The sequence below is a fragment of the Noviherbaspirillum soli genome, from assembly GCF_015352955.1.
Taxonomy (GTDB): domain Bacteria; phylum Pseudomonadota; class Gammaproteobacteria; order Burkholderiales; family Burkholderiaceae_D; genus Noviherbaspirillum_A; species Noviherbaspirillum_A soli.
In genome coordinates, this window is record NZ_JACYOX010000023.1 from 82,719 (window position 1) to 92,104 (window position 9,386).

A 9,386-nucleotide genomic window follows, 5' to 3' on the forward strand; every position below is an offset into this window, starting at 1 on the left:
GGCGCAAGCGCTCCGGTTTGATCAAGCACGTCCGGCACCGGCTTGCCGCTGCGCTGTTTCCCCCTCTATGATGCCCTGCCGCGACGCCTAAGCCGGCGCCGCGTACGTCATAACAAACAAGGAGACATAAACGATGAATGCCAAGGACACTTCCGCCGGAACCGAGATCCTGATCGACGCCAGCCGCCTGCATGCGCTGGTCTGCGCGCTATGGGAACAGGCCGGCAGCGAACCGACCGAAGCGCGGCTGGTGGCCGACCATCTGGTGCAGGCCAATCTGTCAGGCCATGATTCGCATGGCGTCGGCATGATTCCGCGCTACCTGCGTTCGCTGCAGGACGGCGAGCTCAAGCTCAACGCCCATGCGCAGATCGCGCGCGATGCCGGCGCGGTGCTGACGGTGGAAGGCGGACGCGGCTTCGGCCAGGTGGTGGCTTATGAAGCGATGCAGGCCGGCATTGCCCGCGCCGGCCAGCTCGGCATCTGCGCGGTGGGGCTGCGCAATGCCCATCACATCGGCCGCATCGGCCACTGGGCCGAGCAGTGCGCGCAGGCCGGCATGGTGTCCTTCCACTTCGTCAACGTGGCGGGCGACCCGCTGGTGGCGGCCTTTGGCGGCATCGATGCGCGCATCGGCACCAACCCGTTCTGCGCCGCCTTCCCGCGCGCCGGCAAGCCGCCGCTGGTGCTGGACTTCGCCACCAGCCGCATCGCCTTCGGCAAGACCCGCGTGGCCTACAACAAGGGGCATCAGGTGCCGCCCGATAGCCTGATCGACCACACCGGCCAGCCCAGCAACGAGCCGCGCGTCGTGCACGAAGACCCGCGCGGCTGCCTGCTGCCTTTCGGCGGCCACAAGGGCTATGGCATGGCCGCCATGTGCGAGATCTTTGCCGGCGCGCTGTCCGGCGGCTTCACCACCCATGACGACACGCTGATGACCAACAGCGCCATCATCAACTGCATGATGTCCGTCATCGTCAGCCCGGCCGCCTTCGACGCGCCCGATGCCGAGGGCGAGGCCGACGCCTTCATCGCCTGGCTCAAGGCGTCGCGGCGGGCGCAAGGGGTGGACGAGGTGCTGCTGCCGGGCGAACCGGAACTGACGCGGCGGGCCGAGCGCAGCGCGCATGGCACGCCGGTGGACAAGGCAACATGGAAGCAGATCAGCGACACCGCGCGCGCGGTGGGCATGACGGATGCCCGGATCGGGGAACTGGCGGGCGTTGCGGCCGGCTGAGCCGGCGCCGATGGCGCCGCGCCTGACGAGGTCGGCAGCCGGTGTCCCGGCTGCCTGAGAGATCAGCGCGCCAGCCTGGTGGCCAGCTGCTCGTGGACCTTGCCTTCCCACTTGTTGGCGAAGGCATCGACCGAGAACTTGTTCTTTGCCACGACTTCCACCTTGGTCCGGTTCGGGCTGTCGGCCTTGTCGACGAAGATGGCGATATTCTCGCCCACGCCCACGCCGGGCAGCGACCTCAGCATGGGCAGCGTGCTTTGCGCCACCACATAGCCCGTTCCCTTGTGATAGCCCTCTTCCTTCAGGCCCAGATCCTTCAGCACCACGGGAATCGTGTTCCACACCTTGTCCCAGGAGGCATCGTAGACGCGCACCTCGCCCGTGCCCTGCCCGGCGCGGGCATCGGCGAGCGTGGTGCAACCGGAAGCGGAAAACAGCAGGCTGACGGCCAGAAATCCGGTGGCTAAAGGCTTGAACATGGAAAGTCCTTTTCAAAACAGGTTGATCAGATGCAGACGAGGCTGATGCGGCGCGTGTTCGCTAAACGACGATTATTATCGCAGCGCGTCAGCAAGCATGACAAATGATCAACAATGTAGTGTGTCCGGGCCGCAAGCGCATTGCTCTGAGTCAAGCACAGCCACAGTAATCAGCCGTGCGGCGTTCCCAGCGCCTTGTCGAATTCCGAGCGCACGATGCCATAGCATTCGCAGGACATCCTTTCCAGCATTGTCCGGTCGATGATCTTCATCTGGCCGCGGGTGTATTCGATCACTCCCGCTTTCTGGAACTCCCCCGCCACCATGCTGACGCTGGGCCGGTGCACCCCGAGCATGGTTGCCAGGAATTCCTGGGTCAGGGAAAACTCCTCGCCGCGCACCCGGTCGTGCATGATTAGCAGCCAGCGCGCGAAGCGCTGCACGATGGTGTGCAGGCGATTGCAGGCGACGGACTGCGACACCTGGGACAGATAACCGTGAAAATACCGTTCCGCCAGCAGCCGCAACGCGGTCGTCCCCTGCACCGCCGCCCGGAAATCCTGCGCGCTCATGCGCATGCTGGTACCCGCGACTTGGCATACGCCGGTCTCGATGGCGGTGCTGGCGCCGATCAGCAATTCCATTCCCGACAGGCCCTCATTGCCGACCGTACCTACTTCCACTGCCGAGCCGTTTTCCAGCATGATCAGGTTGGAATGCGCCGAACTGCAGGGGAAATACACATAGGAAATCGGCCTGCCGCGTTCGTAGAGGACATCCTTCAGATTGGTTTTCACCAGTTCAAGCTGCGGCACGATTCTGGCGTAATCCTCAGCAGACAGCCTCGCCAGGATGCGGTTCTGGCAGGTATGTCCTTCGCTCATCGACTGATACATCGTAATTCTTGATCGTTATAAATAAGGCGTTGACGTATCAAATGACGATTAAAGATCATTGATTGACCATTGCGCAATGGACAAGATTAGTGTTTTTCATTGCGTCCTCCCCAATCGAATTCGCCATGGAATTCCGTCCGCCTCGCATTTTTGAAGTTAAGCGGCATGCTGAGGCTTGGCGCGACGAATGTCAGTATGGATGCTGACATATGCGCCGCGGGATGAAGACATTTTGAGCGGCGGTTGCATTGCCATCGCAGCGGCGAGCGCTGCGATACATGTTTTCTGCGATATCGCCGCAGCCGCGCTCATTTTGATCGATGCCCGGTTTTCTCAGGCGTGCATCGCGGATTCAGGCGCCGCATGTGGCGAGGCCGGCACCCTGCTTTGCTTCTTTTCCGAAGCATGGAAGACGGGTGAGCGATGAGCGCGACTCCTTAAAGCCGGCGAAAACGGTCGTTATCTTTAGAGCGGCAGCTATCTATGCTGCAAGGAAATTACCAGAATTCAGGCATGAAATCATGGCCAGGGCTTGGTGCGATTGTTTCAGGAATGAAGGCTTCTATTTATTGAAGCCATTTCATATTTTCGATTATACTAAAAGTAAATTTCCGACAATTTCCAGTATCTCAATTTTCAGCTCAATTCCAGAAAACCGCCTTGCAAAAAACAAATGGAGAGCTTCGCCAACCTTGTTCTTGATATCTACGACAGTGCGCAATATTGCACCAGCCCAGACTTCAACCATTATGCGCTCAACAAATTCAAGAATGTGCTGCAATTCGACTCTGCGGTAATCGTCGATTTTTCCGCGATACAGCAGCAAAAATTCATCATCCAGTCGATTCATCTTCACGACGCGCCTGTCGAAAAAATGCTGGACAGGCCAAAGGCAATGGGCGCGGAAAGCCTGAACAGGGATGGCGCGCTGAGCAGCCGGGATTTCGTGCTGAAAAAAGCATTGGCCGAACGTGGCAAGAGCGTCATTGCCAACCTGACAGAAGGCGTTTCCGATCCAAATGTACTGGATTATTGCCGCAAGTACGAAACCGCCCATTCCCTGACTTTCGTGTCAGCGCGCACGACGATTCACACGGCACCCACAATCGCGCTCTGGCGCGCGGTGAAAGGAAATGCCTACGCCGAAAAAGACGCCCATACGGCAAACCTGCTGCTGCCCCATATCATTCAGGCCAGAAGGATCAACGCACGCCTCCATGTTTCTCCGTCTTCGTCTGCGGATTCCGGTGCGACTGCCTTGGCCACGCCTGACGGCTGTCTGCACTTTGTGGAACCGGAGGTCATTCGGCTTATTCAGCTTGAGTGGAAAGAATGGACGCCACCACTTCTGCCGCGTTTTTTGATCGACTCTCTAAGGCGGAATAATGAAAAGATGTTTGTCGGCGCAGCGATCTGTATAAAATCTACCGTGCAAGGCAATATGATCTGCATGACCATTACCGAGATGCGCAATCAGCAGATGCCGCTTTCAACGGCAGAATACCGCGCCGCCATGCTTGCCGCCGAGGGATTGACGTATAAGGAAATTGCAAAAAAACTCGATATATCTCCCGCCACCATTCGCAATCAACTGCATTCGGCCTACAGGAAATTAGGCGTGTCAAATAAGACTGCATTAAGGAACAGGCTTCCCGAATTGGCCTGATAGAACATCCATCCTATGGATGTTCTATCCGTCAAGCCCTAGGATTAACAAAAGACAATATCGTTCAGCATTGCCAGATGCTGTTCAAGCCAACAGTTTTTTGCCAATTCATTTCAGGGAAATCCATGCATAAAGCAGCAGCCGTCGCCGTTCTTCCCCTTTTCCTGGCCGCCTGTGGCGGCAATGGCAGCAATGGTGATGGCGGCAATGCTTCCGGTTCCGGCGCGGCAGGCAACAATGCCATTGCGTTGAGCGGGCTGGTCAGCGATGGCCCGATCGCGGGGGCACAGGTTTGTCTTTTCTCGAATGGCGTGCAGGCACGCAATGCGGCCGGCGCCGCACTTTGCTCCACCGAGACCGACGCACAAGGCAACTACACCATCGCCATCCCGAAAGACCTCGCCCCCGGCTTCCTTACCCTGGTGGCCAGCAAGGGCAACACGATCAAGCTCGCCTCGGCCCTTGGCACGCTTGCACAGGTAACGCAGGCTGCAGGCAGTGGCACAACAGTGACCTCGGCCGCGCTGCCTTCTGCCCGCATCACGCATTTCACTACGGCGGATTTCGTCCTCGCCGACACGAACAGCGACGGCACCGTGTCCAAGGCCGAATTCGACAGCTACGTCCCCGATTACACGAAAATTCGGCCGGCCGCCGTGGTCGTCAAGGCCGTGATCGACTTCGGCCAGGGCGATTCCCTCCTTGGCGGTCAAGCCAGCAACACGCTGCTGCTGGCAGCGGCGGCAGTCAAGGACCAGGCATTGGGCACGACCAGCAAGACAGCGCTCGAATGGGCAGGCGACGCCGCGAATGTGACTGTTGCGACCGCCGTAGACCAGGATCTGGCAAATGAAACGGCGGGCGCTTTCGCGAATTACCAGCTTTCCACGAACGTGACGTCCTATCACATTCCTTCCACGGTCAGCGCCAATAACGCGAGCATCTCCTGCGAAATCAATACCGGCAACGAGTCTGTCATTGTGCGGATCGCCATCGATGCGTCCCGCGGCATTTTCGTTCTGGAGCATGACGGCATACAAACCGTGGGAAGCTACAACCCGAAAACCGGCGCAGTGAGCCTGACAAAATCGGATCCACTCGCAGTATCGGCGATGACTTCCCAGGTCACCTATTACACGGAAGGCTATTTCAAGCTGAACGGCATATTTGACGCTTCGGCAGGAAAATTCACGGGCACCTATGCTGAATTGTCCGCGAATACCTGGTCATTGGACCTCAAAAGGCAGGAATGCACGGCGGCCGGAAGCGTAATGGCTATCAGGCTGTAATTGCTGCAGGATTGTCATGGCCGGCATGCGGCGCCGGCGCGGCTGGCGGCTTTGCACGCAAAAGGATTTACGCCATTCCTTATTTTTGATGGCTGTGTTCATCAAGCTGTTTTCTCAATGCGATTCCCGGGAAAAGAAGAATGAAAAAGCATGCCTGTGCATCCGTGCTGGTATTGACCCTGGCCGCCTGCGGCAGTGGCAGCGATCCAAGCGCTTATAAAGCCACCACGGCGGGGCCCGGCTCCACGGTTGCTTCCGCAGAGGCCGCGGCAACGCAGGGAACGATCCAGTATGCGCAATATCAGGCAACGAACACGGTCATGTCGGACAAGGGCTATGTGGTTTCCACTATCAGCGCAACGGTGAATTTCGACGCGGCCCTGAAGAAGGGATCGATTCAGTTTCCCACCTCGGCGGGAACGGAACTGGTTTCAACGTCGGATGCTTATGCGACCGTATCCTGGGCCGGGCCATTTTCGACTGGAGCATACCGGTTCAATGGAAATCTGCTGATGGGCTGTAATGCATCGGCCTCCACCAGCAATGAAGTAACCCAGGTATTCATATCCAGTTCTCTGGAGCGCGTGCAGGAAGGGGCAGTGGATGACTTATCGGGCACCACCTTTGATGTCTTTGACTGCGCGCTTCTCGCACAAGCAAAAGTCGAAACATTGAAAATCAATACGGACGGCGCGTTATACCTGTCGATAACGAACTCGACCATACCCAGGAATCAGGCTTTTGACCTGCTCAATCCGGAAAAATATCCAGGCATCCTGATTTCCAACGCCAATGGCAGAGGAAGTGGCGCCTATTCCGGCCAGGCATTCCGTTACGGTGTGAATGGGGCAACCAAATACGCCATCGTGTTGCAGACGAATGCGGGAAATGACGGCAGCACCCCATACCGTTTTCATTACTTCCTTGCGGTTCAACGGTAAGCCGGAAATTCCGTCACCGCCTGATCAATCACGTTGCGCAAGACATAGAATGGCCATGACAGCAGAACATCGTCACCCTTACCGATTTTGCACTGCCATCATGGTTTTGCTGCTCATGCTGACAGCCTGCGGCAAAGGCGAGCCGACGGAAGCAGAAATGTTCGACACCCTGAATGATTTCGGACCGACGAAAAGGCTGCTTGGAGATCTGGCAACGATGCGGGCAGAAGCAAGAAAGACCGGATGCGAAAATACAGGAGAAAATGCTTACAAATGCGGGGTGGCTTCGAAAGCTGGAAAAAGTTTGGTGTTGAAATATATCTTTGCCAGGGAGGGTGACAAATGGCGGGTCCTTCCCTGACCTTGGCAGCGTTCTTTAATAAAAGACTGAAGCACCCCGGCAAATGAAAAAGCCAACCTCTAACAGGTTGGCTTTCTTTATTCTGGTGGGCCTCCCGTGAGTCGAACACGGCACCAACGGATTATGAGTCGGAAGGTTTTGCGAATTTAAAACCGGATCTCAGCGGAAACGACAGGAATGAAGCCACCATGTCGTTGATTTTAATACGTTTCACCCTGACGCTTTGCGGATTTCGAAATATTTAGAAAAATTAAAACTGCTAGGAATCGTGCCCTTGGCGTGCCCTTGACGGTAGAATGTGTTCTTAACTCACCCTCGACGGGTATCGCTAGGAACCGTACAACAAAAGGCATGCCCGATGGCAAGAGAACCTGAAACACGCACCATCAACCTGACGGAGCAGCGAGTACGTGAGCTAACATGCCCAGAGGGCAAGACAGACGTTTTTTATCCGGATGAGAAGGTAAAGGGCTTCACTGTACGCGTCTACGCAACTGGCGTACGCACATTCGTCTACCGTTACCGCATCCTTGGCAAGTCCGCAAAAATTGTAATTGGCAGCATCCACGATATGCACGTATCCGAGGCACGCAGGCAAGCCCAGAAGTATGGGCAGCTTGTGGCCGAGGGTAAAGACCCTCGCGAAGCCAAAGCTGACAACTTGGCCGGAGTACGAGCGCGGCAGGAAGAAGCCAAGCGCAAAGCCGTCACCTTCCGCGATGCATGGGAAACGTACTTGGAGGCTCGCAAATCTCATTGGGGCGAGCGCAATTATCTTGATCACATCCGCACATCAGCCGAACGCACTAAAAAGCAACAGGCAGGCGTGCTGGCGCGCTTCTCACCAATTCCCTTGAACAAGTTCACAAGCCAAGCTATCGCAGATATGGTGCGTGAGGAGAGTCCCAAGCGACCAACCGCAGTTAGCCAAGCCTACCGCTACCTTCGAGCTTTCATTCGCTGGCTACAGGACGTGCCGCAGTATCAAGGTATAGTGTCTGCTGATCTTTACAAATCCCGCCAAATCCGTGACAGTCTGCCGAAATCCAAGGCCAAGAACGGCGACTGTCTGGAGCGACCACACTTGGCAGCGTGGTTCCGAGAAGTTCAGGCAATCCCAAATCCCATCATTTCGACTTACTTACAGGGCTTGCTCCTAACAGGCGCACGACGCGAAGAGCTTGCGAAACTGCAATGGAAAGACATCGACTTAAAGGCCGGACGCATGATTTTGGACGACAAGGTAGACAAGGACAGCGGACGCACCATCCCTATTCCGCCCTACCTTACCTCCCTCTTCGATAAGCTAAAAGCTCAAGGTGAAGGCTATGCTAAGAAGAAAGGGCGCGATCTTTCACCGTATGTCTTCGAAAGCAAATCGGCGGACCGTGGTTATATTGCGGAACCTCGTATTGCCCACAATCAGGCCTTAGAGCGTGCTGAGCTCCCACATGTCAGTTTGCACGGCCTCCGCCGCTCCTTCGCTACATTGGCAGAAGAATCTGGCGCGGCTAGTGGGTTAATTGCGCAAATTCAAGGCCATCGGCCATCAGCGATTGCGGAAAAACACTACAAACGTCGTTCACAGGAAGTCTTGCTAGGCTGGCACACGAGGATAGAAGCTTGGTTTCTTGGGCAGGCTGGCATTTCATTCGAGTATGCAGAACCGATCAAGAACTACCTTGCAGACCTACGACGTATTAGCACGAATGGATAGAGATACTGCCTGCTCTACTCCTTCGCGTGGCATTCACTGGGGAGGGCTGCAAAGATGCACTCGGCGCTCTGCAGCGTTCAGCTTATCATCAGCCCCCTTTAAGTAACCAAGTACGGCTTTCGCTAGATTCAATGTCATAGAACCTCGCTCAGAGCCTGAACAACTTCTTGATCTCGCTCTCCGCCGTTACCGGCATATCGTCCTTCTCGTACTGCCTGACCTTAGCCACAATATTCTTCGCGCGCGTAATTTCATTGTTCACCCACTGCGAGTAGGAAGAACTGGTATTTAGACTTTCAATTACGGCAAGGAAGTAGTCCTTCTGATTCGCCAGGAACCAAAAGGTCAGGCCGCAGACCCATTTCTCCATCTCGAAAGATTGGAACGGGAATCCAGCAGTTGCATTCCAGTACTTAAACAGTCGTATGGTTGGCTTGATCAGCGACTTTTGGTCTTTGTTTTTCGCTTCAAGCGTTGCGTTGAAGCCGTTAGGATTCGTGGTCATCCAACCGCCCGATCCATTGGGAATCTGAAGCTCGCCGAGCCATGTTTTCGTGGCGGGTACCAAGTCGAACTTGATGTGGTTCAGTTCAAGCACGATGGTCGGACTGGACTGATAAATTTCCGACGAACCATAGCGCTTTTCGACGAAGGTCTTCAATCGATTTAGGGCAATGCTGAATAAGTAAACGGATTGAGGACGTAAAACGTTGTAAGGACCGATAACAACAAGCATGGCGATGAATAATGAAACAGCAGACTCTGGCGATGGCGGCAGACCAAGGTTTTGAGCGGCA

10 protein-coding genes are annotated in these 9,386 nt (G+C 55.9%); 7 read left to right on the forward strand and 3 right to left on the reverse strand.

The annotated features are described in order from the left end of the window. The first annotated feature begins 133 nt into the window (after positions 1–133). Positions 134–1,240 (forward strand): malate/lactate/ureidoglycolate dehydrogenase, encoded by a 1,107-nt coding sequence (locus IGW04_RS16285; RefSeq protein ID WP_194714138.1) that lies wholly within the window; start codon positions 134–136, stop codon positions 1,238–1,240. 62 nt (positions 1,241–1,302) lie between these two features. On the opposite strand, the gene IGW04_RS16290 is transcribed toward IGW04_RS16285, so the two are convergent. Continuing rightward, positions 1,303–1,719, reverse strand: coding sequence for a hypothetical protein (locus tag IGW04_RS16290; protein ID WP_194714139.1), 417 nt, complete (start codon positions 1,717–1,719; stop codon positions 1,303–1,305). Positions 1,720–1,889: 170 nt separating this feature from the next. Continuing rightward, positions 1,890–2,615, reverse strand: coding sequence for a Crp/Fnr family transcriptional regulator (locus IGW04_RS16295; RefSeq protein ID WP_194714140.1), 726 nt, complete (start codon positions 2,613–2,615; stop codon positions 1,890–1,892). A 187-nt stretch (positions 2,616–2,802) separates the two neighbouring features. Here IGW04_RS16295 and IGW04_RS16300 point away from each other — a divergent pair, with 187 nt between their 5' ends. From IGW04_RS16300 to IGW04_RS16325, 6 genes are all read left to right on the forward strand, one after another. Continuing rightward, complete coding sequence (locus IGW04_RS16300) at positions 2,803–3,042, forward strand: hypothetical protein (RefSeq protein ID WP_194714141.1); 240 nt, start codon at positions 2,803–2,805, stop codon at positions 3,040–3,042. A gap of 246 nt (positions 3,043–3,288) precedes the next feature. Further along, on the forward strand, positions 3,289–4,281 hold the full coding sequence (locus tag IGW04_RS16305; RefSeq protein WP_194714142.1) for a helix-turn-helix domain-containing protein: 993 nt from the start codon (positions 3,289–3,291) through the stop codon (positions 4,279–4,281). A 77-nt stretch (positions 4,282–4,358) separates the two neighbouring features. Next, complete coding sequence (locus tag IGW04_RS16310) at positions 4,359–5,570, forward strand: P-loop NTPase family protein (RefSeq protein ID WP_194714143.1); 1,212 nt, start codon at positions 4,359–4,361, stop codon at positions 5,568–5,570. Positions 5,571–5,710: 140 nt separating this feature from the next. Further along, entirely contained in the window at positions 5,711–6,511 is an 801-nt protein-coding gene (locus IGW04_RS16315; RefSeq protein ID WP_194714144.1) for a hypothetical protein, read from the forward strand. 55 nt (positions 6,512–6,566) lie between these two features. Beyond that, complete coding sequence (locus IGW04_RS16320) at positions 6,567–6,872, forward strand: hypothetical protein (RefSeq protein ID WP_194714145.1); 306 nt, start codon at positions 6,567–6,569, stop codon at positions 6,870–6,872. A 358-nt stretch (positions 6,873–7,230) separates the two neighbouring features. Then, the gene (locus IGW04_RS16325) at positions 7,231–8,589 is read left to right on the forward strand and encodes a tyrosine-type recombinase/integrase (protein WP_194714146.1); all 1,359 of its coding nucleotides are present in this window, start codon (positions 7,231–7,233) and stop codon (positions 8,587–8,589) included. Between the two features lie 148 nt (positions 8,590–8,737). Here IGW04_RS16325 and IGW04_RS16330 read toward each other — a convergent pair. Then, a partial coding sequence (locus tag IGW04_RS16330) for an SMODS domain-containing nucleotidyltransferase (protein ID WP_194714147.1) occupies positions 8,738–9,386 on the reverse strand: 649 nt, incomplete at its 5' end.